The sequence below is a fragment of the Acinetobacter sp. AOR01_HL genome (genome assembly GCF_027855455.1).
In the GTDB taxonomy this organism is placed as follows: domain Bacteria; phylum Pseudomonadota; class Gammaproteobacteria; order Pseudomonadales; family Moraxellaceae; genus Acinetobacter; species Acinetobacter baumannii.
Genome location: NZ_JAKTIM010000010.1, coordinates 1 through 26642 on the forward strand (window position 1 = coordinate 1; position 26642 = coordinate 26642).

General features: G+C 37.9%; 23 protein-coding genes, 1 tRNA gene and 1 pseudogene. 12 read left to right on the forward strand and 13 right to left on the reverse strand.

Annotated elements, in window-relative coordinates; translation table 11 throughout:
- Positions 1-75 precede the first annotated feature (75 nt).
- Complete coding sequence (locus MKL62_RS01405) at positions 76-1284, forward strand: IS256-like element ISAba26 family transposase (RefSeq protein ID WP_000343018.1); 1209 nt, start codon at positions 76-78, stop codon at positions 1282-1284.
- A gap of 36 nt (positions 1285-1320) precedes the next feature.
- On the opposite strand, the pseudogene MKL62_RS01410 reads toward MKL62_RS01405, so the two are convergent.
- Positions 1321-3108 (reverse strand): annotated as a pseudogene (locus tag MKL62_RS01410) (glycine zipper family protein); the annotation flags it as partial.
- Positions 3109-3721: 613 nt separating this feature from the next.
- On the opposite strand from MKL62_RS01410, the gene MKL62_RS01415 reads away from it, so the two are divergent.
- From MKL62_RS01415 to MKL62_RS01430, 4 genes are read left to right on the forward strand one after another with little or no spacing between them, the layout of a single operon-like run.
- On the forward strand, positions 3722-3976 hold the full coding sequence (locus MKL62_RS01415) for a hypothetical protein (protein WP_005271760.1): 255 nt from the start codon (positions 3722-3724) through the stop codon (positions 3974-3976).
- 2 nt (positions 3977-3978) lie between these two features.
- Positions 3979-4107, forward strand: a complete 129-nt coding sequence (locus MKL62_RS01420; RefSeq protein ID WP_005271762.1) for a hypothetical protein — start codon at positions 3979-3981, stop codon at positions 4105-4107.
- Complete coding sequence (locus MKL62_RS01425; RefSeq protein WP_005271766.1) at positions 4108-4335, forward strand: hypothetical protein; 228 nt, start codon at positions 4108-4110, stop codon at positions 4333-4335.
- 12 nt (positions 4336-4347) lie between these two features.
- A complete protein-coding gene (locus MKL62_RS01430; RefSeq protein WP_000838342.1) occupies positions 4348-5001 on the forward strand; it encodes a hypothetical protein in 654 nt (217 codons plus the stop codon).
- A 57-nt stretch (positions 5002-5058) separates the two neighbouring features.
- Here MKL62_RS01430 and MKL62_RS01435 read toward each other — a convergent pair whose 3' ends face one another.
- Together MKL62_RS01435 and MKL62_RS01440 are read right to left on the reverse strand one after the other, a co-directional pair.
- The gene (locus MKL62_RS01435; protein WP_002041114.1) at positions 5059-5787 is read right to left on the reverse strand and encodes a YagK/YfjJ domain-containing protein; all 729 of its coding nucleotides are present in this window, start codon (positions 5785-5787) and stop codon (positions 5059-5061) included.
- 608 nt (positions 5788-6395) lie between these two features.
- A complete protein-coding gene (locus tag MKL62_RS01440) occupies positions 6396-8111 on the reverse strand; it encodes a hypothetical protein (RefSeq protein WP_005271769.1) in 1716 nt (571 codons plus the stop codon).
- Between the two features lie 184 nt (positions 8112-8295).
- Between MKL62_RS01440 and MKL62_RS01445 the strand changes: the two genes are divergently transcribed.
- Positions 8296-9033, forward strand: coding sequence for a hypothetical protein (locus tag MKL62_RS01445; RefSeq protein ID WP_005271770.1), 738 nt, complete (start codon positions 8296-8298; stop codon positions 9031-9033).
- Positions 9034-9063: 30 nt separating this feature from the next.
- Here MKL62_RS01445 and MKL62_RS01450 read toward each other — a convergent pair whose 3' ends face one another.
- Entirely contained in the window at positions 9064-9984 is a 921-nt protein-coding gene (locus MKL62_RS01450; protein WP_005271772.1) for a hypothetical protein, read from the reverse strand.
- 177 nt (positions 9985-10161) lie between these two features.
- Here MKL62_RS01450 and MKL62_RS01455 point away from each other — a divergent pair, with 177 nt between their 5' ends.
- Positions 10162-10428 (forward strand): helix-turn-helix transcriptional regulator, encoded by a 267-nt coding sequence (locus MKL62_RS01455; protein WP_000572501.1) that lies wholly within the window; start codon positions 10162-10164, stop codon positions 10426-10428.
- Between the two features lie 55 nt (positions 10429-10483).
- Here the strand turns inward: MKL62_RS01455 and MKL62_RS01460 are convergent, their stop codons facing one another.
- The 3 genes from MKL62_RS01460 to greB form a co-directional block, all read right to left on the reverse strand.
- Positions 10484-11698 carry a tyrosine-type recombinase/integrase gene (locus MKL62_RS01460; RefSeq protein ID WP_000235462.1) on the reverse strand — a complete coding sequence of 405 codons (1215 nt, stop codon included), beginning with the start codon at positions 11696-11698 and terminating at the stop codon, positions 10484-10486.
- 168 nt (positions 11699-11866) lie between these two features.
- Positions 11867-11956 (reverse strand) — tRNA-Ser (locus MKL62_RS01465).
- A gap of 89 nt (positions 11957-12045) precedes the next feature.
- Positions 12046-12540 (reverse strand): transcription elongation factor GreB, encoded by a 495-nt coding sequence (gene greB, locus MKL62_RS01470; RefSeq protein WP_000841361.1) that lies wholly within the window; start codon positions 12538-12540, stop codon positions 12046-12048.
- 372 nt (positions 12541-12912) lie between these two features.
- Between greB and MKL62_RS01475 the strand changes: the two genes are divergently transcribed.
- The gene (locus tag MKL62_RS01475) at positions 12913-14025 is read left to right on the forward strand and encodes an MltF family protein (protein WP_001984613.1); all 1113 of its coding nucleotides are present in this window, start codon (positions 12913-12915) and stop codon (positions 14023-14025) included.
- A gap of 91 nt (positions 14026-14116) precedes the next feature.
- Here MKL62_RS01475 and MKL62_RS01480 read toward each other — a convergent pair whose 3' ends face one another.
- Positions 14117-14500, reverse strand: a complete 384-nt coding sequence (locus tag MKL62_RS01480; RefSeq protein WP_001110719.1) for an SCP2 sterol-binding domain-containing protein — start codon at positions 14498-14500, stop codon at positions 14117-14119.
- Between the two features lie 206 nt (positions 14501-14706).
- Positions 14707-15612: a tRNA 2-thiocytidine(32) synthetase TtcA gene (ttcA, locus tag MKL62_RS01485; protein WP_000271251.1), complete on the reverse strand. Its 906-nt coding sequence runs from the start codon at positions 15610-15612 to the stop codon at positions 14707-14709.
- A 503-nt stretch (positions 15613-16115) separates the two neighbouring features.
- Here ttcA and MKL62_RS01490 point away from each other — a divergent pair.
- Both MKL62_RS01490 and htpX read left to right on the forward strand, forming a co-directional pair.
- Positions 16116-16979: a lytic transglycosylase domain-containing protein gene (locus MKL62_RS01490; RefSeq protein WP_000798640.1), complete on the forward strand. Its 864-nt coding sequence runs from the start codon at positions 16116-16118 to the stop codon at positions 16977-16979.
- Between the two features lie 257 nt (positions 16980-17236).
- Positions 17237-18142, forward strand: coding sequence for a protease HtpX (gene htpX, locus MKL62_RS01495; protein WP_000984535.1), 906 nt, complete (start codon positions 17237-17239; stop codon positions 18140-18142).
- 50 nt (positions 18143-18192) lie between these two features.
- Here htpX and MKL62_RS01500 read toward each other — a convergent pair whose 3' ends face one another.
- Both MKL62_RS01500 and MKL62_RS01505 read right to left on the reverse strand, forming a co-directional pair.
- Positions 18193-18768, reverse strand: coding sequence for a DUF4112 domain-containing protein (locus MKL62_RS01500; RefSeq protein WP_001135457.1), 576 nt, complete (start codon positions 18766-18768; stop codon positions 18193-18195).
- 72 nt (positions 18769-18840) lie between these two features.
- Positions 18841-21936, reverse strand: a complete 3096-nt coding sequence (locus MKL62_RS01505) for a multidrug efflux RND transporter permease subunit (RefSeq protein ID WP_270899739.1) — start codon at positions 21934-21936, stop codon at positions 18841-18843.
- A 263-nt stretch (positions 21937-22199) separates the two neighbouring features.
- Between MKL62_RS01505 and MKL62_RS01510 the strand changes: the two genes are divergently transcribed.
- A complete protein-coding gene (locus MKL62_RS01510; protein ID WP_000488520.1) occupies positions 22200-23342 on the forward strand; it encodes a glycerophosphodiester phosphodiesterase in 1143 nt (380 codons plus the stop codon).
- A gap of 44 nt (positions 23343-23386) precedes the next feature.
- On the opposite strand, the gene MKL62_RS01515 is transcribed toward MKL62_RS01510, so the two are convergent.
- Entirely contained in the window at positions 23387-24349 is a 963-nt protein-coding gene (locus tag MKL62_RS01515; RefSeq protein ID WP_000732913.1) for an MBL fold metallo-hydrolase, read from the reverse strand.
- Positions 24350-24455: 106 nt separating this feature from the next.
- Here MKL62_RS01515 and MKL62_RS01520 point away from each other — a divergent pair, with 106 nt between their 5' ends.
- Positions 24456-24830 (forward strand): diacylglycerol kinase, encoded by a 375-nt coding sequence (locus MKL62_RS01520; protein ID WP_000379022.1) that lies wholly within the window; start codon positions 24456-24458, stop codon positions 24828-24830.
- Positions 24831-25004: 174 nt separating this feature from the next.
- Here the strand turns inward: MKL62_RS01520 and groL are convergent, their stop codons facing one another.
- Complete coding sequence (groL, locus tag MKL62_RS01525; protein WP_001274623.1) at positions 25005-26639, reverse strand: chaperonin GroEL; 1635 nt, start codon at positions 26637-26639, stop codon at positions 25005-25007.
- Positions 26640-26642 lie beyond the last annotated feature (3 nt).

The following is a 26642-nucleotide window of genomic DNA, read 5'->3' on the forward strand; positions in this document are numbered from 1 at the left end:
GGGACTGTTCTAAATTTTGTGTAAGTACTTAATTTTCATTTATCCTTCAGAGGATAATTACAAAAGGTACTTCACATGGATGAAGCAACAATCAAAAGTATGGCTGCCGAATTGGCTAAAGGTCTAAAAACACCAGAAGACTTAAACCAAATGACAGCAGTCTTTAAAAAATTCATGATTGAAACTGCACTCAATACTGAACTTTCAGACCATCTCGGTTATGAAAAGCATCAGCCCAAGAAAGGCTCAAATAGCCGTAATGGGTTTAGTTCTAAAACCATTACAACTCAAGATGGACAACTGGCTTTAGATATTCCCCGTGATCGAGAAGGTTCATTTGAGCCACAAATTATCAAAAAGCACCAAACACGCATCACCAGTATGGATGACCAAATCCTCTCACTGTATGCAAAAGGAATGACTAATAGGGAAATTGTAGCCTTCTTCAAAGAAATGTACGATGCCGATGTGTCAGCATCTCTCATCAGCAAAGTTACCGATGCTGTGATTGAGCAAGTGACTGAGTGGCAAAATAGAGCCTTAGATAGCCTTTATCCTGTTGTCTATCTTGACTGTATTGTTGTCAAAGTCCGTCAGCACTCCAATGTGATTAACAAGTCCGTATACCTTGCTTTAGGCATCAATATGGATGGGCAAAAAGAATTACTGGGTATGTGGATTGCTCAGACAGAAGGTGCCAAATTCTGGCTGTCAGTCATGACAGAGCTAAAAAATCGAGGAGTACAGGACATTCTTGTTGCCTGTGTAGATGGATTAAAAGGCTTCCCTGACGCGATAGCCTCTGTTTACCCTCATACTGATATTCAACTGTGTATCGTGCATGTTGTACGCAATAGCCTGAGATTTGTAAGCTGGAAAGACTACAAAGCTGTTACGTCGGGTCTGAAAGCGATTTATCAGGCAAGTACAGAGGAAAATGCTTTAAAATCCCTAGACATCTTCTGTGATCAATGGAATCACCAGTATCCCAAAATTGGAGAATCCTGGCGGGCCAATTGGGAAAATATCCGAACGATCTTTAGCTATCCAGCCGAAATACGTCATGCAATTTATACAACAAATGCGATTGAGTCGTTGAATAGCGTAATACGCCATTCAACGAAGAAAAGGAAAATCTTTTCATCTGATGACTCAGTAAAGAAGGTCATTTACTTAGCAACATCAAATGCTGCGAAGAAATGGACGATGCCAATTCAAAATTGGCGTTTAGCAATGAATTGGTTTACGATTCAGTTCGATGATCGATTAAAAGATCATTTATAAAAAATGGAACTTACACAAAATAATTTACAGGCTCTTGAACCACGCTGCGAATTCAATGAGTAATTTCACTACGATATCTCTCTGATTACACAAGGCTTCTCGATTCATACTATTTGCACCTGTAGAACCAGCAACCCCTCCCATATATGCACCAATACCACTCGCAACAATGACTCCAACACCACCTGTAGCAAGACCTGCTAATGCGCCGAGTAGCATTGACCCTGTCATTGCACCTCCAGCAATTGCAGCAGTTTCTTTGCCAACATTTTTTAAGTATTGCTCGCCATCCACTTTACCTGAATTAAAATCACCATAATTACGATATGCCGCTAAACCAATCGTTAATAGTGGGATTGGTAGCATATCTCCTACATCCGCAAAATCTGAAACTTGCTCTAGTCCTACACCAGTAGTTTCCTGAACAGCTTCATAGCTTAAAGTGGTATCCACTAACACCATCGGATGATTACCTAGCTGCTCTGCAAGTTCACTGTTCACAATCACTGGAATATCTGGATACTTATCAAAATGACTTAATACATAATCAGCATCCATTGAGCACTTAACTTGCATCGGTGTGCCATCAACAATCAAATCATAACCAGCTTGGTTTGCGCTATCGGGAAATTCAACTGTATGTCCTTGTTGTTGTAAATTCAGTGCAACCTGTTGTTCAGCAACATAACCAGTTAAACGAGTCACTGCTCCTGCACTATCTAGTGTATTCGCTGAAATGTCTTGTAAAGTATTTAAGTTTTCAGGATTTCCTTTTGATGCAAAGCTCAATGCATCTAATACAGATGGATCAATATGTGCATAATCCCAAATTAATCCTAAAGAATATGCGGATGCCGTTAAGCCCACACCCACCTTTAGCCCTTGATCAGATAATATTTTTTCTAGCTCTTTTTGTGCTTTTTGATTTTGGTTAAGACACTCAACAATTTTTTTATTTTTCAAAAGTTTTGGTGCACTCGCAATAATTCCTTCACTATATGGAATCTGCGAATCACGCCCTCCAAAAAATGTACCAACTCCCTTACTAAAACTATTTAGCCCACGTCCCATGTCAGCTAAGAAATTCGTATCTTCAGGACGAGTTGCAATAACGTCTTCTGGTAAAAGGGCTGTTATAGCACGATTGAGTAGATTCCCTTGTAATGCTCTATCTTTCGCATCGTCTATAGAGCAAAGTAAATATACAGCATATTGCAAATCACCAAACTCTCCTTTTTCCTGATTATAGATAACATTCTTCCGCATTATTAAACATTCAAGATAATCAAAATATAATGTTTCTTGATAAGAACAATGCTCAAAATAGTACTCAAACTTTTCTATAGCGCTAGTATAGATTTGACTACGTTTGTACACTATCGCCTGTGCTTTAATGACAGCATTGCTAGGCTCACGCTCAAATAAAATTTTTAAGATCTCTCGACTAATCTGTAAATGTTCACTTTTTTCAATCTTCGATAAATACCGACTGACTAATTCAGAAATATTCATCGACGCTTGATGCTTGAGTTTGAATAAAATACATTGCTCTAACCAAGCATAATTTTTTGCATGCCCCTGATAGTGAGGGATAAATACTGTTTCAATCAATTCAACCAATTCTAAAGCAACGCCAATTTCCTCAGATGAATTGATAGAAAATTCCCATTTTTGTGGAATAGTCACACTAAATAAGCGAGAGAAAAACCCCGAATTAAGATCAGCTTTTTCTTGAGTAACTAACATCAACATATCTTCTGGAGTAAGTGTATGTTTTTGAGTTTTAATTCTATCTAGTCGTACTTTAAGTAATTTAAAATTCATATATCCCCCTAATTTTTTGAATTTTCAGATAATTTACTATTTTAGACATCAGAATTATATTACTTAAAATTGAAAAAGTACTAGTGTATTAAAAATAATAAAATTATTGATTTATTTATATATTTTCATTAGCTGAATTGACTAAACCCATCCTTAATTTTATCATTCAACTGCTGGCCTACATTGTCAGTCGGTTTTAGCAGACCGTTTCATACAGCGCATCAGGGTTTATTCTTCTGAGTATCTCTTATGCGTAAAACCTTCTCGTCCCCCTTTGCGGTAGAACGGGAGGGGGACGCGTCCGCGCGTGCTGGTTCTGTATGTCCAGTCTGCTAACCCCTTTTCGTTCTGCCACCATTATTTAGCAGTAAGTTGGTAGAGCTTCTTAATACATACAGGAGTAGTCGCCATGACTAAACTTTTTCTATCTTTATTGTTTTTCCTAAAACGATTTTCTATTCCTCTATTGCATTAACAGCATTCATAAATTTTTTGCTTATTTGACTAATCTAAACGCTGTCTAGCCTTGGAAAGCTTTGTCACATCTACACTTTAGTTCATTCAGCAAAATTTATTACACATCAAATAACACAATAAAAAATTAGGGGAAATGATGAAAACGCTTACTTCGCTTGCACTCATCTCACTTACATTGATGATTGCAGGTTGTGCCAGTAAAACAGAACGCCAATTTATCAGTGGTTGTAAAACAGGCGGCATTGATGGCAATACCTGTTCATGTATCTACGACAAACTTGAAGATAAATATGGAGAGGATGGTCTTAAAAACAATCTGTACACCCTTCAACAAACTGAATCCTTCCAGATGGATATGGTCAATGTGTCCTATCAGTGTATGAAGGAGTAGCCATGAGAACACTTGCAGGCATTATCTGCGTCATCGCTGTGATTTGTGTACTGGGTCTACCCTTCATTAGCTTCATGATCGTGATGGGACTATTTATTGCATTGGCAAAATATGCAATTGGGGGAAAGTAAATGAATTCAAATATTAAGACATGGGTGATTAGTAGCTACTTGGTGATTGGTTTTTTCTTTGCCATCTATCAACACTTTTGGGGACAGTATAACTACAAGCCATTTACTTACAATTTGGGGCAAGGCTTAGTGTGGCCTGCTGTAATGTTTCCAGTCATCGGTAAAATTGTTGGTGGAATTTTGATTCTACTATTCGTCTGGTTTGTTGTTATTCGTCCTAAATTATAAGGGAGTGCAATCATGAAATCATTATTTTCCACCATTGCCTTGTGTTCCCTGTTAATGGCATGTAGCCAGAACAATCAACCACCAAAAACTGATACTTCAGGTGAGCCTACCAATAATGCTGCTCAGCATACTCAATCAATCTATGCTCCTTATACCGAGGAAGCAGTTAAAGCTAAACTCAATGAAATGCAGATGATTATTGACAATGGTCATGTCTATTTACCTGCTGAGGTCAAGGAAGCGGAGTCTTATATCAGTGGATGGAATAAGTATCCTGATGTGCTGAAAGCCATGATGGAAACTGACCTTAATCCAAACAACACTCAGGAAGCTGCTGACATTCCGCTTGAGAATGAATCTGCACAAGTTAGCGATCTAAATGTTAAGGCTCGCATTAGTGCTAGAGAATCTCAATCTGCTTTTAATGTACAAGGGGCAATTGAATATATTCTTGAAATTCAATCGACCAGCAATCAGCCTTTTGTTCTACAAGGCATGAAAATTAATCGTGGTCGTTGTGGTTATTACACCGCTGACTTTCATAGCAAGATGCCTGTGCAAATGAGCTATAGCTCTACAGTATCGTACTTATTGAAATGCCGTGGTGATCAGGTGCTTGAAGCTGAATTAATCACCGATCAAGGAAATGTAAGTTTGTCTTTTTGATGTCAAACTGTACAAGATAGAGAATACATCTGATAGTCGTGTTCTCTATTTTTAATATCATAATGACTCATTTTGTTCAATATCTCTGCGCCATTTTACTTCAAACTGACCTGTACCAAAAGTCCGCATCTGTGGAGAGGTTTTAGCCCGTAAGCGCTGATCTTCTTTTTCAGGATTGACCAAGTACATCGCTGCACGAATCGCATTTGTAACTTGTATTGGTTGATCACGATGAATCATTCCAACCCCAAGCAATCCATTTTTATCAAATTTTTCCTTGTTGTCTTTGGTATTACAGTTGTAGTGAGTACCCTGTTGATTGGTGATGTGCTTCCAATACTCAGCCACCAGTTTTGCTAAACCTGAATCCTCTATACGACTATTCCCATCATAGATGAGTAATAAATGGCAGTGATAGCCTTTTTCTACACCCTGCTCTAATGCCCATACATAACCTTGTAAGTGCTTAAAACAGGTATCTTTATTTGACATACGATTACATAGAATATCCAATGCATACTTAAAGTCTTGAATACCCCAATGGATTTGATATTCTTTAAGAATAGAGATATCTACTCGAACAAACTGTAATCTAGCATAGTGTGTAAGCAGTTTATTTAGGTAGCATTCCAGTTTAAAGCGATTACGTTGTTCTTGACGCTGAAAATCGAATTGTTCTCGTATTGTATTTTTCATCTCATGTTGAATTATGCCTTGAATATGGAAGATGTGGTTTAGTTCAAATCGTAAAATATCTTCATAAAGATGGGAGTCCAATTTATCCATAATGTAATCTACGAGATTAATCACTCTTTTGAAAACATTAATGATTCTGGAATAAGTAAAATCTTCTCTGTAAATCACCTTAAAAGCACACACAGCATCCAACAGCTCTCGCTTGAATTCTTCATGATCATCAACAAATTGCTCATGGCATGTACTAACCATAAAATCTTCGATTGAGATAAGAATGGATGATTCACTTTCTAATGGATTATTCTGGTACATTTAGGTTCTCACTGAAACATAAGGTTCATATCTAAGTGAGAGATGTAAAATTTTACTGATCATGATTCTAAAGCAGGATGTTGTGGTCATCCTGCTTAGCTGAACATGCTTAGAGACTTTGGAACATACTATAGGGTTAATTTAGAATGCTTTTAGTGATTTGATATTGATACATTGTCTATAACCCATTTGAGTATGGGCTATACTTAACTAAATAACTCACTGTATTTAATCAACGATATAAGTTATTGTTTATATTATTAATAGATAATAATATATATTACCTGTTAAGCAAACCTGTCTAGACTGACCATTACCCCGCTGTCCCATACAGCGAGAATAACCAAATTATGGGAATGTTGCAGAAGCTAAAGTTACGCTACTTTTTAATTCAGCAATTCAGTTCCTCCTGTATAAAACTGATCCAGCAATCCATATTTTTTCATGTCATTAACACTAGGTTCAGTGAATTTCAGCAAACAGTCTTCACTCGAAAATTCATCCTCTTTCTCACGAATTGGATAAGGCATATCGATCAGAAAAAACTCATCTTTAGTGAGTGTTGAATCGGGCACATAGATACAACTATACATTTTCTGCGACTCGACTTTTGGTATAATTTGAAAAAACTTGCCTGCTACATGACTGAGTCTTCGTGTACTTTTTAAAAATGGTAAAATCTGATTTTTGGCAATCAAATTCAAACAAAATAATAAGAATTCCAGGATGACTAGTTGCTCCTGCTTCTCCAGCTTCTGAATCTGTATTTGAATGTCTGCATCTAGGTCGCCTTTTTTGATTAAGCCAGGATTTGCAATCAATTCCAAACGGTATTTTTCCTGAAAGACAAAAGGATAAATATCTTTTTCAATTGTAGTTCGATTTAAAATATCCACACCATATAACAGTGAACCCTGTATAATCTGCTGACGTAAACCCCGCTGATCAAGCAGTCTGCAACACCATGATTCAAAATAACATTGCATCATGGTCAAATTTGAATCCAAATCATTCAATTTGATATGTTGTTTCTTTTTATTGATTGATGCTTGTTTGAACACTTTTGCAAATACTGTCAAATCTCCTTGTTCCTGATGGCATTGTTGTAATTGTAAATAATGAATTAGACATTCTTTAATGAAACTAGAAATCGTCTCCTGAACTTGTGATGAAGCCTGGATACGCTCAATCATTGTTCCAGTAATAATGTTGATTATATCTGAATCAAGACGCTTAAGAACCAATTCCGTAAGATGATTGAGATCGCGTGAGTTGTCAGAATCCAACGGCTGCACCTGCTCAGAAATTACCGTAAAAATATCAGCAATCATTTTTATTTCAAAATGATGTCTTTCACTGGCTTCCGATATATAAAACCGACCATACCGAGCATGATTGCCCCAAAAGGCATGAGATAAATTCAACATGTAGATTGGCGTTATATTTTTTATAAATTTGTTATTGATCGTCCCATGCACATGTACCCGAAGCAAACCTATTTTTTTCAAAAAGCAGATCGAATCAAATATTGCTTGCTTATTTAACCCTGTTTTAGCAACCAGTTGTGTTGTACCTATATTACGTATCACCCCATAAACATCACATGAGCGAGTCAGGTGTAATAGCGTCAATAATACCCTAAAATCCAGTTTTTGTTCGGGTAGTAAATCAAACTTTTTAGTGGTCACTCTGACTTGAGATAATTTGATAAAAATAAGCATTAAAAGGTCAAACTGCTTAATCGCTCTCTTAAGGCGGACATACCTATGATGGGATGTTTCATGTTGATTAACTTTACTCAATAGCTGATTTAAATAATCTAAATTCAGCTGTATGGTTGTAACTCTTGCCCGCCGACCTGTTTCTGGATATGAAAACTCCAATATCTCAAAGCCTGATAACTCCTCCAATACCAGTTTTAATTTTTTATGTTGCACACCTATCTTTTCAGACAATTCCAACAATGAATCGTTGGTTTTTTGTGTACCAAAGAGACTAATAAATTTAATCAGCACCAGTCTAGCGTAGGAACTTAATCTATGTGGTGATAACTCATTAAAATTAAAAATGAGCTGCTTATGCTCTTCTGTCATTTCATCCATACATTTTTATTCATTCAACATTGCTATTAGTAAATTTTAGAATTATTTTTAGATAGGCACAAATATTTACTATAAAATAAATTTAAAACAAATAAACATTTACTAAACGTATTTAGAAATGTTTATTCCACCTTAATTAAAATCTATAATCATATTAGAATTTCAAACATCATAGAACATCAAAATGGCAAGAAAACAACTGACATTGCAACAATGGCTTGATAAAGATCAGACATTAAAATCCTTGTTTTTAGAGCACGAATGTAACAAAGAACAGGCACTACTGCAGATAGTCCAGCTTCCTGATGGACGATTGCAAATTCAGCCCATCGAAACCATGATCCACCCATTACTCGTAGCAGAAATAACGAATCAATGGGTACTTTTACTCAATGAAAAATATTTTTCCGATCTGAAAAATAGATTCAGAAATTTCAAATATTCCAAGAAAAATCATGCGAATGTGAGAAAGCAATTTTATCTAACCTCACATACAGCAAAAAAAATGGAGACATTGACTGAAAAACTCAAACTTAAAACTGAGGCAGAGTGTCTAGAATTCCTGATGAATACGTATGAGACAAAGCAAACGCTCCCTCTACCCTATAAGCAAAAATTAAATGAAAAAGACATGATTATTGAGGAATTGAACCAACGCATCAAAGCCCTTGATAAAATGCTTTATATTAAACAGCTTCAGGTACGCAAACAGGATGAAGTTATCCAGAAGTATCTCATTAATGAATTAATCAATAGTAAAATTACCATTAATGAATTAACCAATAGCCCCCTTCAGGACGCCAGTGAAATTCAGAAATTAAAACTCCAGTTTTTAAAGGAAATACAGAAAAATATTCAGCTAGAGCAAATCAGGCACCTATCCGTTGATCAAATTGCTTCTGATACTTTTGGTAATGAATAAGTTGATGATTGTTTTTTTGAGTACTTCTTATCACTTTTGAATAAGAATATCCTGTAACAGTTCAGGACAATCTCTTAAGTGGTGAAGAATACTTTCATCATTATAAATGGTGTTATAGGGTATTTTTTTCCCCAGCAGCAAAGCAGGGTCAGTTGACTTCTGAGCAATGATTAATTCGTTTATTTCTAACTGAAGTTTGTCGATCCTGTTCTGATATTTACGATTCTGATAAACCTTTCCATGATAATTTTCATTCTGTTTATTATGGGAATTAATGAGTCGTCCCTTTTCCAATTCTTCAATCAATGCCAGCTTAGAATCTATTTCATTCTGAATCCAGACCAGATTATTTTTTTGATATTCAAGTCTAAGTATTGGCAAAATTGATTTTACCGCCTGTGATAAATTCTCCCACCGACCATTTTTATGAGCTTCATCCCTTAAAACCCGATACAGAATTTGATGGCGTGGGTATACATTCTTATCATTACGAACTTTGACTGCACGAATACCTCTCATTCGTTTCAGAATCTTTAAATTGCGTTGGGTGCAAATATTTTCATCCAAAGCCTGATAAGCCTGTAAAATTACACTATAACGTTTTTTTTGAATTGTATTTGAAAGCGTACCAAACTCGTCTTTTAATACATCCAGCTGTTCTAATAGTACCAATATCTGCATAGGTGAAATGACCGTATTCTCACCTAAAATCAGTTGATGAAATTCATTTATTTCTTTCGGAATTAAATCGTTAAGGTGTAGTCGCTCGTTCAGCACCTTCCGCTGCATCTCATTTAACTCAGAAACGATAATTCTTTTTTCTGGCTCATCAGCTGTTTTTATACTTCCACTTGCCTCACTCTGTAGAAAGCTGGATTCATAATAATTAAACAGACAATCAAAGAGCTCCTGCTCCAGTTCGCTTAAGTCTTCAAATTTCATAATACTCATATCATTATATTTCAATATGTTAACAATGTATAATAGTACTATTTTTTTATAATTATGCACTGTTCTTTTATCACTGTATACCACTGTCTATCATGAGCCATATGAAAGTATGCAATGTTCAATATCAATACTTTCATACTGTTAATATTTATGTGTATAAAATCCTAGAGGTGGAAAATGATAGAACAGCATTATCGTGTCAAAGACTTAGTCAACTACCCTGAACGCCCTGCCAAGGACTATGTAGATCGTGGTGGTCGCAGACGAAAGCTATCTTATAAGCCTGCAACCAAAGGGATATTGAATATTGCAGAATCCACCTTCTGGAAAATGATTCGTCGGGGTGATTTTCCTGAACCTACCTATTTAACAGCAAGTATGCCCACATGGGCTGAAAGCCAGATTATTGAATGGCTTGAACTCAAAGAGCTTAAAGCAGCATAAATTAAATAGCCTGTCGTTTGACAGGCTATTTTTTTATCATTGGATTTTCATCTTTTTACTGTTGCTGATCCAGCAATGATTCTAGGTAATTCGCCCACTCCTGCATCATCTCCCGACGATTGTTTAAAAATTTGGTTCGATTGTAGGCTGTACCATTATTATCTTTTACTTTATGTGCCAATTGATGCTCAATAAAGTCTACACGTTGTTCTAATATTTCATCCAACATGGTTCGTGCGGTTGCACGTAATCCATGTGCCGTTTGCTTCCCAGCATAGCCCAAGCGTTTTAACGCTGAGTTAATCGTATTATCAGAAATAAAAGTTTTACCATCCCGACCCACGAAAATGTATTCACTGTATGGGTGCAGATCAATAATTGAATCAATTAAGTCAAAGGCCTGATCTGACAATGGTACAATATGAAGCTGCTTGGTTTTACTAGCTGTAAATTTAAAGCATCTTTCTTCACAATAGAAATACTCCTTTTTCAGCTTGCGTATCTCCCCAGGTCGCTGAAAGGTCAACACGGAGATTTTTAACGCCACTTGTGTGATATGTGAACAACGTGGATAAAGTTTGGAGTAGTTCCAAATTTTATTGAGCATTGGAGCTAGTTCCTGCTCCTCTGTCACGGCTGCAAAGTTCCCACCCTGTGGTTTGGGCAGTTCAATATCCTCAATAGGATTGTATTGAATCAGCTTCTTTTTACGTGCTGACTTAAATATCTGGTTCAAGTCCGATTTTAGGCGTTTGGCAACTGACAATGCACCACGTTCAATAATGCGTTTAAAGACCTTAATCTCAAGAATTTCCAAGGTAAGCTGTGGAAAGGTTAAATCACCAATATAGGGATAGACATCGTGCTTTAAACGACGGATCGTCTCTTCATCCTGTTTTTGCTCTAGCTCACGTTTATATAGCCATGCTTCAGCAACAATACGAAAGGTATTTTCTGCTTCTTTCTGTTTCTGGGACTTGGTTTCAATCCGCTCCATTGCTGGATCGATGCCCTGCTTAATGAGCTTCTTATATTCATCACGAATAGTGCGAGCATCATCCAGTGAAACTTCAGGATAAGTACCTAAAGATAAATCATTACGTTTGGCTAAAAATGGACGTGTGTAATTGAATATCCAGTACTTGCTACCACTCTGATCAATACGCAGGTACAGGTTTCCCCCATCAGACAGCTTATACATCTTGTCAGGATCAGGTTTAGCTTTTTTAACTTGTAAAGCACTAAGCTTATTGATTCCACGAGTCGCCATAATTCAGACATAAAAAAATGCAGTAAGAAATAATCTTACTGCATTTTTTACTACTTTATAACTACCGATTGGCGTAGTGCGTCACGGCTTGTCATATCGTATATTTCCAACTTTAACCTTATAAATCATAAACTTATATAGTGTTAAACAGTGTCAGAAACTTGAATTTGGCGGAAGCGGTGAGATTCGAACTCACGGAGGACTCACACCCTCGTCGGTTTTCAAGACCGGTGCATTAAACCGCTCTGCCACGCTTCCAACGAGCGCTATAATATAAACAAAAATGCAAGTTGGCAAATCTTTTATTTAATTTTTAATTCAAACGCTCAAAATAAAAACAAATCTATCTAAATTTCATCATTTTTAGGTTTTTCATAGCGAATTGCATTGATATACCACAGCTTTTTGCCCAGAGGCGTGTGTACTTCTACTTCATCATCGACTTCTTTACTCAAGAGTGCACGTGCCATAGGTGACTCAATTGAAATATGCTGAGGATGGTGATCATAAATTTCATCTACCCCGACAATTCGTAAAGTTTTTTGCTCCCCTTCTTCATTTTCAATGTCGACCCAAGCACCAAAGTAAACTTTGCCTTCTTGCTCAGGTGAGTAATCAACAATTTTTAACTCTTCTAAACGCTTTCCTAAGTAGCGTACTCGTCGATCAATTTTTCTAAGGAGCTGCTTGTTATATTGATAATCTGCATTCTCACTACGGTCACCGAGGCTTGCAGCCCAATTTACTTTTTTCGTAATTTCCGGTCTTTCTTCATGCCAAAGTTGTTTTAATTCAGCAACTAATTTGTCATGGCCTGACCGAGTGATTAAGTTAGATTTCATGATTAAAAACCACTGATTAACAACATAAGGGTTACAAGATGTAGCATTTTATACCCTATTTTCTCACATCAGAAGTGTATAAATTTTCTTCCTTAATAAATTCATGTTGTTATGATGATATATCGGATATTTAATTGTACAAAATTTGACAATACTTTTTATCAATATTATGATGCGCGCATCTTAAATGTTGAGTATTTTTTAACCCACTCAAAAACTATGTAGATTTTCTACACAGTTTGCTTTTTTCATTTCATGTCATTTTGAATGACGTCATGACTGCCCACCCCTTATTGAATTTATCAACTTTTAGAAGTTATGGCAGCTTTTTGTCTGACTTTTAGGGCATAAATTACCTGTAGCGGAGACAACATGCACAGTAATTCAAGTTCTGGGTCGAGGCTTGGCCTTAGCTCTTTATTTTCTTCTCTCCCATTGAAAGTTCTTGCGCTCAGCACTATGTTTTTTCCCTTTCATAGTATCAATGCAGGAAAAACCCTACAGTACAATACTGTAGTTAACACAAACACATTAACAGTGGTTGCTGTAGAAAGCCCAACGACTGTTTTTAAAGAAGACCAGTTTTTACACGGCTTCGGTTATGACTTAGCGCGTAACTATGCACAAAGCTTAAATGTAAAGTTGGACTTCAAAATCGTAACAGATAATGCCACGGCGCTTAAGTGGGTTCAGCAAGGTAAAGCAAATCTTGCCATGACAACCGCAAGCTTAAGTTCAATCGAGAACAAAGGTTTAATGTCTTTTTCTGCAAGTTGTGGTGATATCGTAAATTTGCAAAAAAATGGATTAAATCCGAATCTAAGCTGGGTGTTTAAACAAGCAGATGACCCGCTTACACAAACAGCAAGTGGTTTTGTTTGTCAAAGCAAACAAAATGGCCTAACTCAGCAACTTGCTTCTTTTTATAACCGTAATGTTGTAAAACCAGAAGCTTGGTCTACGATTCAACGTGACTTAAGTGCACGTATACCGATTTACAAAGCAAGCTTTAAACAAAGTGCTGCTCAGTACGATTTAGACTGGCATTTGCTTGCAGCGATTGGTTATCAAGAATCGTACCTAAAACCGGAGTCTGTTTCACCAACAGGTGTACGTGGGTTAATGATGTTAACCAATAGTACAGCTCGGGCAATGGGTGTGAGTAACCGTAATGATCCAGCACAGAGTATTCAGGGCGGTGCGAAATATTATGATCTCATGTTAAGTGAGTATGATGATATTCCTTTCCCAGATCGCAACTGGTATGCACTTGTGGCTTACAATATGGGACCGGGTGCGGTGAACCAGATTCAAAAGCGTTTGCAAGCCCAAGGGAAAGACCCGAACCAATGGGTTAATCTCTATAATTATTTGCAGAGTAACAAAACTCGCAATGGTCGATACAAACAAGCGGTTCAGTATGTGACTCGTATACGTGCTTATCTTGAGCACATTAAAACGGCACAAACGCGAATTAATATCTAGTTTTTATCATCTAAAAGTTGATAAATTCATTGTTTGTATAAATAAAAAGCTTACCTCTCGGGTAAGCTTTTTATATGAATTCTTTTTCAGTTTAAGCGGTTTGCTCTAATACTTTTTTGAACAAATCTTTTTGTTCTTGGCTTGGTTTAGCTGTTTGTAAAGCCATTAACTGAGACATATCGCCTTGAACTTTTATTTTACCAGTCATGAATGCCTGCATAGCAGCTGCCATATCAAACTCTAGGAATACTTTACGTAAAGTTTCAGCATCCATGTTTAATGTAGTTTTGGCATTTGAAGACAAACCTTTTTGGATTTTACCCCCATCTAACGCTAATTCGGTATTTCCAGAAGCATCTGTAACTACTAAATTAATTGCCAAATTCGCAAGAGCTGGTGGCAAATTAAGATCACCTGCTTCAGCAGTTAATTTTTCGACAGTCGCAAACCAATCATCAGTTAAAAATGCAGGCATGATTCTTCCTCAAATTTATTTGTTCAATTTCTCTAGTGTTGCCTATCCAGACAACATCGTGTGAAGCACTTCTGCTTGAGCGTTGTTATAGCATGTAATTTTAAGGTTGAGCTATGACTTTTTGTACGGAACATTCATTTTTTAGTATTTTGATACATTAAAGGCACTTGTTTATAAAGTGCCTTCAATTGACTTATTAATTCGTTTTATTCAGCAGCAAAGCTTAAGTTTACTACATCTAAACGTTTTTTCAGTTCTTCCGGATCTTTAAAGTCTAATTCGCGCTGCGAGTCAAGAACTTCGAAATCGAACAAATCACGGTCAGCAAGTTGTGAAGGTGAAACGTTCTGTAACGCACCAAAAATGCTGTGTAAACGTTTTGGATACTGTCTGTCCCATTCACGAAGCATTTCATTGATCATGGCACGTTGCAAGTTCTCTTGTGAACCACAAAGGTTACATGGAATAATCGGGAACTTACGTAACTCTGCATATTTGATAATGTCCTTTTCTTCAACATAAGCCAAAGGACGAATCAAAATATTTTTCTTATCCGACGATAAAAGCTTAGGTGGCATTGCCTTTAAGCTACCGCCATGGAATAAGTTCAAGAAGAAAGTAGCAATGATGTCATCACGGTGATGCCCTAGCGCAACTTTGGTTGCACCAATTTCTTGAGCAAAGCCATAAAGCGAACCACGGCGTAAACGTGAACACACAGCGCAGTACGTTTTACCTTCAGGAGTTAAACGTTTGGTAATGCTGTAAGTGTCTTTTTCTAAAATGTAATACGGAATGTTATTCTCTTCCATATAACGTGGTAAGACATCTTCAGGGAAACCCGGCTGCTTTTGGTCAAGGTTAACCGCAACAATATCAAAATTGATTGGTGCAATACGTTTGAACTGCAACAAAATGTCGAGCAAGGTATAACTGTCTTTACCACCAGACACACACACCATGACCTTGTCACCATCTTCAATCATATTGAAGTCACGGATGGCATGTCCAACTTGACGGCGAAGCTTCTTAAGCAAACGATAATAGGCCGAGCTTGTTGGAAGTTCAGGCTTAAAATTAAATCCTTCGTTGGACTCAACTGGCGCGTACATAGACGAGATATACCCATAAATAAAAATACCGCGCAATTTTATATGATTCGGATGAGAATCGCATCAAAAGAATAGTTTCAATTCTTGAAGTCGTCATAATGCTCAGGCATGATGCAAAAGCAGTGCGCTATTTTGACCGATGAGTTCATTTTTTGCGCAAAATGCTTACTTTTTGGACTTTTCCACAGTTTTCCACAAAACCTGTGGATAAAATTGTGGATTTCTTAATACTTGACAAACTGTTTTGACCTTCTGTTAAGGGTTTTATTTAAATTGATCATTTTTTAACCAATGATTTTTACCCTTATTTTTCAAATAGTTATCCAAGTCAATAGAATCATTTTAAAAATTTTTTTTAATTTTTTTTGATGATCATTCGAGCAAAACTGCTTGATTTTTTCAAAGAGTCAAAATAAAAAAAATTACACAAAACTTCTTTAAGTAATATTTTTTGATAAACTCTTTGACAAGTTTTGAGACCCTAAAATTGTGAATAACATAAAATGAAAAATTCGGTTCAATATCTTTTTTCTTGTTTACTGGGGATGACCACTTTTTCGGTAGGTATAATGCCGACTTCAGCAGGTCAGATGTACATTTATCAAGACAAAAACGGCAGTACTTTACTGACTAACCGTAAAAGTTATGACCATTCACTCAAAAAAGTAAAAGTCACCTACTACCCGGATAGTAATATTCATAGTTATAGCAACTGGGGGACTTCAGAGGCTTCGGTTCTACCAAGCTATAGCAAAAACAAAAATGCTTTTGACCATATTATTAAGCAGGCAGCACAACAGCACGGCGTTTCGGAAGGATTAATCAAAGCCGTTATGCATACCGAGTCTGGCTTTAACGTAAATGCCCGCTCTCCGGTTGGCGCCCAAGGTTTAATGCAGCTTATGCCGGCTACTGCTCGTCGTTTTAACGTATCTAACGCTTATGATCCTCAGCAAAATATCTTCGCTGGTGCTAAATATTTAAGTTGGTTGCTCAAACGTTTTAACGGTAATACGCAAATGGCCCTTGCCGCTTATAATGCAGGAGAAGGAAACGTCGATAAATATGGCGGTATTCCGCCATTCCGTGAAACCCAAGATTATGTTCGCCGAGTCACTAGCCGCTACCAAAACTTATATTCTTCTGGTGTAGGCCTTTCTTCTTTTAGCAATTCGAGTATTTCTGCCCAAGCGATAAACCAGCCAGCCATACCGCACAGTACTTCGACGCAAGTCTCTGCTCAGCCTATAAAGTATTCTTCCTCGCGCCAAATCGTGACATTGCCAGATGGTACATATACAGACGCACCTACGGGAACTTATGTCACCAATAATGCAACTGCTATTGCACATATCCGGATTGAGTAAGCTTAAAAGGCCTCATACCTTACGGTTATTTATTTAGCGGGTTCTATTGTCAAAAAATTGTAATGATCTATTACCCCCACTGTCGTGTTCAGAGGGGCCTTCTAATAACTTGTTTAATTTAAATACATTCTTCGATCGCAAAGAATGTATTGATTCCTTATTTTTTTCTTGAATTTTTCCCCTAAGCGCCGCATATTAGCTGAGTGATTTATAATTTATAAATCAGATAATATTTTATTTATAAGAGGATTTTCTCAATGATGCGGATTGGTTTGTTTTTGCTTACCAACCTCGCGGTACTGGTTGTAGCTGGCATTATTTTGTCACTCTTCGGTGTCGGTAGTTACCATGGCGCGGGTGGCTTAAATCTAGGCAACCTTTTAGTCATCTGTTTTGTGTTCGGTATGGTGGGCTCTTTAGTCTCTCTATTCATGTCCAAATGGATGGCTAAGAAAACTACTGGTACAGAACTGATTGACCCAAATGCTCCTCGTAACCAAGCTGAAAGCTGGTTATTGCAAACAGTCGCTGAACTTTCTCAACGTGCTGGTATTAATATGCCAGAAGTTGGTATCTTCCCTTCATATCAGTCTAATGCCTTTGCAACAGGCTGGAATAAAAATGATGCCTTAGTTGCCGTTTCAAGCGGTCTACTTGAGCGTATGAACAAAGATGAGCTACGTGCTGTACTCGCGCACGAGATCGGCCACGTTGCAAATGGTGACATGGTTACACTCGCACTCATTCAAGGTGTAGTAAACGCCTTCGTTATGTTCTTTGCTCGTGTAGTAGGTGACTTTATTGACCGTAATGTCTTTGGTCGTCAAGACAATGAAGCCCCAGGTATGGGTTATTTCATCATTACAATGGTTCTAGATATCGTGTTCGGTATTCTTGCCTCTGCCATTGTGATGTGGTTCTCTCGTTACCGTGAATACCGTGCAGATGAAGCCGGTGCGCGTTTAGCTGGTAAACAAGCAATGATTTCTGCTTTATTACGTTTGCAAGCTGAAACAGAGTTACCTGACCAAATGCCAAAAGAAATGAAAGCGTTCGCAATTGCGGAAGGTAAAGAACAAGGCTTTAGTTTAGCTGCATTGTTCCAAACTCACCCTACAATTGAACAACGTGTGGCAGCTCTACACCAATTAGATTGCCCATAAAACGTTTAATGTAAAAATAAAGCCTCCAAATGGAGGCTTTATTTTTTTGATTACATGGTTTGATAAAGTCCCCAAAGGTAACTTGCACCCCACCACACAGCTAAGCCAATTAAAAGCAGTACAAACGCACCTAATAAATCGGGTATGTGCAACCATAACCAACTCACAACAGGGTTACGCCAGAAGGCCGACTGTTGTTGCTTCTTTTCGAGCTTTTCATGTAAATACGGATGAACGACATGAATATCACTTTGGATCGCATATTCTTCACGTATATGCGTATGCACCACATCTAATGCTTTTCGACTTGGTCGTATAAAAATATCGAAAATAGTCCCTGCAACTGGAACAAAACCGACTACGGCATCGACTACAGCAAGTTTGATCACTGGAGTGAGCTTATGCTGAGGCACACCTATTTGTTTAGCCTTATAGATGGCATAACACGTCAGTGCGAACCCAGCGACATCACCGGCAATTGGAATAGTACTCAGCGCAGCATCGGCGCCAATACCCTGCTTTGTAAAAGGAATACGGACCGCACTGTCCATCATGGTTGCGAACTTGGCAAGATCCCGTTCTAGTGCGATAACCTGCTGCTGTGTTAATTTTTTTTCTTGAGGCATCAAAATCAAATATAAGAAGAAAAGTTAATCTTAATATACTTGATTTGATGCCCGTTTTTAAATTGTTTACTTTTAGGTTGAAGCTTTCGATTTAAATAGTGAACGTAATAATACGTACATGACCGGAATAAAAAACAGAACCAGCACAGTACCAAACATCACGCCACCTAAAATACTAATACCAATCTCTTGACGACTAACCGCACCAGCACCTTGAGCAAACACAAGCGGAATTACGCCTGCCCCAAAGGCTAAAGAGGTCATTAGAATCGGTCTTAATCGTAAGCTCGCACCTTCTAAGGCCGCCTGAATGGCATTCTTACCTTTTTCTTGCGCTAAGGCCGCGAACTCAACAATTAAAATGGCGTTTTTACATGACAAACCAATAGTCGTTAATAGCGCAATTTGGAAATACACGTCATTTGGCAAACCAAAAATATAAGAGAAAATCACACTTCCTCCTACACCAAGCGGAATAGATGTCATTACGGCGGCAGGAATACTTAAGCTTTCATATAAAGCAGCTAAACATAAGAAAATAAATCCAGCCGAAATTAAATATAACCACACGGCCTGATTAGTCGACTTCTGTTCTTCAAAAGATAAACCTGTCCACGCTAAACCAATATCTTTTTGTTGGTTAACAAGTTGTTCTACATCTTTCATCGCTTGGCCAGAACTGCTGCCACTCGCGACATCTGCTTGTAGTTGTAAAGCACTATATCCCATATAGCGTTTTACAATTTCCGGCGCCCCGCCCCAGCTAAAGTTGGCAAATGAACTAAAGGGAACCATTTCATTTTGGTCATTACGTACAGACCAGTTATATAAATCTTCCGGTTTAGATCTAAACTCGGCATCACCTTGAATCATGACACGTTTAATACGGCCCCGATCAATAAAGTCATTTACATAAGTTCCGCCCCATGCGCTCGATAAAGTATTATTAATTGCCGATAGCTGTAGTCCATTTGCTAGTGCCTGTTTCTGGTCAATCTTAATATTAAGATTTGCCTTACTATTGGTTGACTGCTTATCAAAGTTTTCGAAAGTTGAATAATTTTTACTTTGAGCCTGCAATTGGCGGAAGGCACTATCTAGAAAATCTTGCCCCTGTCCATTCAAATCCTGAATCCATAAATCCAGACCATCTGTTTGACCTAAGCCATTAACTGAGGCAGGTAAAGTCACATTAATCTGTGCATTATTAAAATGACTAAAGTATTTCATTGCACGCTTTTGTATAGCCTCAGCCGAGTTTTCTTTTCCTGTTCGGACATCCCACGGTTTTAGAGCAATAAACCCTTGTGCCAAGTTTTGTCCTGTGCCCGAATAATTTCGTCCATAGCGGATTAAAACCAAATCTACATTTTTATCTTCTTGAGTTAAGAAATATTGGCGGACTTGCTCACCAATTTTCTGGCTTTGAGAAATTGGTGCGCTGTCTACGAGCTTAATTTGAACACTTAAAATTCCTTGGTCTTCTTTAGGAATAAAACCGCTTTTTAAACCGTTATAGAACAGCGTAAAAACGGCAATTAAAGCCACAAAAATCACAATAACTGATTTACTGTAATGAATACTCGTCTGAACAAGCTTGATATATTGATTTTTAAGTTGCTCAATCTTTTGGTTAAACCATACGGCCCAGCGCTGAGGTTGAGGGTTTGGTTTTAAAATTAATGCACATAAAGCCGGTGTTAAAATGAGCGCAACAATAAGGGACAACGCCATAGCGGCAACTAAAGTAATAGAAAACTGACGGTAAATCACCCCAATTGAACCGCCTAAAAAGGACATTGGAATAAAAACAGCAGTTAAAACCAACGTAATTCCGACTAAGGCCCCACTAATTTCCCCCATCGACTCAATAGCAGCTTCTTTAGGAGATAAGTGCTGTTCATGCATGAGCCGCTCAACGTTTTCCACGACCACGATCGCATCATCGACCAGCAAACCAATCGCGAGTACCAGCGCAAATAGCGTTAAGGTGTTAATACTAAAACCAAGCACATATAAGACAGCGAAAGTTCCTAAAATCACAACTGGAACGGTAATACTCGGAATGAGCGTAGCACGCCAGCTTTGTAAGAACAGGAACATGACCAAAATAACCAGAATAATCGCCTCTACCAGAGTCTTTACTACTTCCTTAATTGACTCTTGAACAAAGGGCGTATTATCTCGTGGATAAACGATTTTATAACCCGCTGGTAGTTTCGTTGTAAGCTGATCTAGAGTTTGGTGGATGAGCTTAGAGGTCTGAATTGCATTTGCACCTGAAGATAAAGAAATACCCAAACCTGCGGCAGGATAGCCATTAATAGTGTTAAAAGACTGATAGTTTTCTGCACCTAGCTCAACTCTGGCAATATCTTTTAAATACACATAACTCGCCGTTTTATTCGACTTCACGACAATATTTTTAAAATCCTCAACTGTTTTTAAGCGAGAACCTGCTGTGACTTTTGTATTTAAATATTGACCGTCAATTACGGGTAAGTCACCAATTGCCCCTGCGGCGACCTGAGTATTTTGTGCGGTGATTGCATTCGCTACATCACTTGGCATTAAATTATATTGCTTTAATTTATCAGGATTTAACCAGATACGCATGGCATATTGTGAACCAAATACATCAGTTTCGCCCACCCCTTCAATACGGTTCAGGTTATCTACCACATGCGTAGTTAAATAGTCCGATAGCTCAATGTTTCCTGTTTTACCAGTCGAGTCATATAAGCCAATTACCATAAAAGTATCACCCAGTGACTTACTTACCGTAACACCTTGGCGTTGAACTTCATCAGGTAAGCGACGTATTACGCCACTAATACTATTTTGTACTTGGACCTGAGCAGTATCCGGATTTGTTCCGTTATCAAAACTTATAGTGATTCGACTACGTCCAGATGAGTCACTTGATGAACTAAAATAGAGTAAGTGATCAATCCCTTGTATTTGCTGTTCTAAAATTTGAGTAACACTTTGCTCAACCGTTTGTGCATCTGCACCACTATAGTTGGCCGACACAGTAATTTTAGGTGGAGCAATGTCTGGATACCGTTCTACCGGCAAATTCGTGACCGAAAAAATACCGAAAGCCATAACAATGATCGCCAATACATTGGCAAAAATGGGGCGTTGAATAAAAAATTTAGATAGCATGGCTGCTCGGTATGATGTCGTTAATTAACAGAAGTAAATGCCGCTTCGAGACCTTGTGATGATCAACGAGCGGTATAAAAAAGACAAGTAGAATTAAACAATAAATGTAATTAAGACAAAAACAAAGCGTGATTGAATATTTCCAACAAACCAATAAAAAACCAGTTAACGAGTGTCACTTAAAATTCATGAATTCTTCATGATCATGTCAAACAAAGCCCTGAAACTTGAGTCGTTTCAACTAAAACAATATGAGTAGAATTATGTTTAGAAAAGCACTTTTATGCTTAAGTTTAATTAGCTTGGTTGGTTGTAATGATGACGATAAAACTGAAACGACGCCAACCACGCCAGAATATCAACTTCCTAAAATTCTAGTAGTAGGACACCGTGGCGCTAGCGCTTTACGTCCTGAACATACTTTAGCTTCATATCAAAAAGCGATTGATGACGGCGCAGATTTCATTGAACCGGATCTAGTCTCTACAAAAGATGGCGTACTGGTTGCCCGCCATGAAAATGAGATTGGTGGAACAACCAATGTAAGCACTTTAAGTCAGTTTGCAGACCGTAAAAAAACAAAAAATATTGATGGCGTCGACTTAACCGGTTGGTTCACGGAAGACTTCACTTTAAGTGAATTACAGCAGCTTAAAGCGCGTGAACGTATTCCTGAGTTTCGACCAGCCAACACAGCTTATAATGATCTTTACCCTGTCCCAACTCTAGAACAAATCATTGAGCTTGCCGAAGCTAACTATAAAAAGACGGGGAAAATTATAGGTTTATATATTGAGACGAAACATCCGACTTATTTTAAAAATCAAAATCTGGCAATGGAAGATACTCTTCTAAAAACCTTAGCCAAATATAAATATACACGTGATATTGCACCTGTCTATTTACAGTCTTTTGAAGTGAGTAATTTAAAATATTTAAAAAATGAGCTTGATCTTCATAAGACGCTTAAACATGCACAAATTATTCAGCTATACGATTCAAAAACATCTCGACCAGCAGACTTCGTAGAGTCTGGTGACACTAAAACTTATGCAGATTTGGCCACAGCACAAGGGTTAAAAGATGTTGCCAAATATGCAAATGGTGTAGGACCAAGTAAAGGTTACATACTGACCTTTAATAATGATGGCTCTTATAAAACTAGTACGTTTATTTCTGATGCACATACGGCTGGCTTAAAAGTACATCCTTATACTTTCCGACCAGAAAATAACTTCTTACCAGCGCCGTTAAAGTGCAGCTCAGATAAACCTGCAGAACGTTGTCCATCTGGTGCATTAAAAGAGTTTGAAGCCTATTTCAAGGCAGGTGTTGATGGCGTCTTTACAGATGACCCAGCACTCGGTCGTGAAGCTGTCACTAATTTTGAAAAAGCTGCAAAATAACTCAATCTTCATAAAAAAACAGGGCAATGAATGCCCTGTTTTTTTTATTTATCAAGACTGTTATTGAAATATAAAGGAATCCACTGATACTGCTCAGCATTCACTTTATACACATGACCAATTCCTGGGAACGGTAAATGCGGGGCAGCTACCCATTGTTGCTTATTTGAAATTTCAGCAAACATTTTTAAACGAGTATTAATTGCCTGCTCTGAATTTACATCAAAATCTACCCCAGTTTTTGGAGCATCAAACTGTAAAGAATGTGAGTGGACAATATCACCAACAAAGACAATTTGTTGCCCTTTACTCTTCAAACGGAAGCTATGGTGTCCCGGTGTGTGCCCTTGTGTATTAATCACTTCAAAACCTTGAATAACATCACCATCTTTAAAGGTTTTGAATGCTTTTTTTGCTTGATAAGGTGCAAGTGCAGCTTTTACGTTTTTAACAGTACCTAAATAATTTTCTTTTTTATCCGCTGGTACAGTTTTTTCATTTGCTGGATTTAACCAATAATCTGCTTCACGCTCATGAGCATAGATCGTTGCATTAGGAAATACGGCTTTTCCATTTTGAGCAATACCGCACACATGGTCTGGATGTAAGTGGGTCAATAAAACAGTTTTCACATTGGCAAGTTGATAGCCCGCTAATTCAAGATTTTTAGCAATTGAACCTAACTGTGGACCAAAACAACTCGCAGCTCCACTGTCAACAAGCGTCAAACTTTTACCATCATCAACCAAAAAGGCATTTACTGAAGTCTGAATCCCCTTCTCATTTACAGCAGCATATTTCGTTAAAATTTTAGTTTTTTCAGCCTGACTTAAATTTTTAAACAATTTAGGATCTAGATAAATAGTGCCATCGAGCAAGGAAGTTATCCGATAATTACCAAATTGATGATGGTAATATCCGGGTACTTGTTGAGCTGAAGCTGGTTCTGCATAGCTTATATGCAAGCTACCCATGATAAGTCCTAAGGCTACAAATAGTTTTTTCATCTCTTCTTCTCTATGGAGTTATAAAGTCAAAATCTTTAAAAAAGATTTAATATTTTTTTAAGGGCTGCACTATATAATGCATGAAAAGTGTCAAAAATATAAGTGAATGGATAGTTATTCTCCCTATAAAGGTAAAAGTGGCCTAAAGCGCATCTTGAACGCTACCAGTTATTCAATTTCAGGATTTAAAGCTGCTTATCAAAATGAAGCTGCATTTCGGCAAATTGTTTTAATTAATCTTGTACTCATCCCTGTCAGCTTTTTCCTGGATGTAACTCGCGGCGAACATGCTCTGATGATCATTGTCTGTTTATTTGCCATCATTGTTGAGCTCTTCAACTCTGCCATTGAAGCAGTGGTTGACCGAGTTTCACTCGAGAAACACCAACTTTCCAAAAATGCGAAAGATATGGGTAGTGCCGCTCAGTTTGTTGCACTTTCTATTATTGTTGCCACTTGGCTTATTATTTTATTTGGATAAAAAAAACCATGCTTATAAATAGATAAGCATGGTTGTAACAAAAGAGGAACTTCTAGCTGCTGTTCCTGTTTTAATTTTAGGGTTCTGAACTTAACTTATTCTTAAAATTACTGGAAAAATAAAAAAATCCCTGCGAATGCAGGGATTTTTTTGGGTTAAAGCGTTGATGCGTTATTACATCATTCCGCCCATACCACCCATACCGCCCATATCTGGAGCAGCTGGTTTGTCTTCAGGAATGTCAGTAATCATACATTCTGTAGTTAACATTAAGCCAGCAACAGAAGCAGCGTGCTCAAGTGCAGAACGAGTTACTTTAGCTGGGTCAAGGATACCCATTTCTAACATATCACCATATTCGCCAGTTGCAGCGTTGTAACCGAAGTTACCCTCACCATTCTTAACAGCGTTGATAACTACAGATGGCTCATCACCAGCATTCGCAACGATTTGACGAAGTGGAGCTTCGATTGCACGGCGTAAAATGTTGATACCAGCTGTTTGATCTTCGTTAGCGCCTTTTAAGCCTTCAAGAGCATTTACAGCGCGAACAAGAGCAACACCACCACCAGCAACAACACCTTCTTCAACTGCTGCACGAGTTGCGTGAAGTGCGTCGTCTACGCGGTCTTTCTTCTCTTTCATTTCAACTTCAGTTGCTGCACCGATTTTAATTACAGCAACACCGCCTGCTAACTTAGCAACACGTTCTTGTAATTTTTCACGGTCATATTCTGAAGTAGACTCTTCGATTTGAGCACGGATTTGTTGAACACGCTCAGCGATAGCAGCAGCATCACCAGCACCGTCAACAATAACTGTGTTTTCTTTAGAAACAGTGATTTTGTGCGCTGTACCTAAATCTTGAAGAGTTGCTTGTTCTAAAGACATACCAACTTCTTCAGAAATAACTGTTGCGCCAGTCAAGATCGCGATATCTTGAAGCATTGCTTTACGACGGTCACCGAAACCAGGAGCTTTAACAGCACATACTTTGATGATACCGCGCATGTTGTTTACAACAAGAGTTGCAAGCGCTTCACCTTCAACATCTTCAGCGATGATAAGAAGTGGTTTACCAGTTTTAGCAACTGCTTCTAAAACAGAAATCAATTCACGAATGTTGCTGATTTTTTTATCAACAAGAAGAATGAACGGATTTTCAAGTTCAGCAGTTAAAGTATCTTGTTTGTTTGCAAAGTACGGAGAGATATAACCACGGTCAAACTGCATACCTTCTACAACGTCTAATGCGTCTTCGAAGCCAGAACCTTCTTCTACAGTGATTACGCCTTCTTTACCTACTTTTTCCATTGCTTGAGCAATAAGTTTACCAACAGTAGTATCAGAGTTAGCAGAGATTGAACCTACTTGTTCAATTGCTTTGAAATCATCAGCTGGTTTAGCAATAGAACGGATATTTTCAACTACAGTTTTTACTGCAATGTCGATACCGCGTTTTAAATCCATTGGGTTCATACCAGCAGTTACTGATTTGATACCTTCATTTAAAATTGCTTGAGCAAGTACAGTTGCAGTTGTTGTACCGTCACCTGCGATGTCGTTAGTTTTGCTTGAAACTTCACGAACAAGTTGAGCACCCATGTTTTCAAACTTGTCTTTTAATGAAATTTCTTTTGCAACAGTTACACCGTCTTTAGTGATGTGCGGCGCGCCGAAAGAGCGGTCGATCACAACATTACGGCCTTTAGGACCTAAAGTCACTTTAACCGCATCTGCAAGTACGTTTACCCCTGCAATCATTTTTGAGCGAGCTGAATCACCAAATTTTACGTCTTTAGCTGACATATT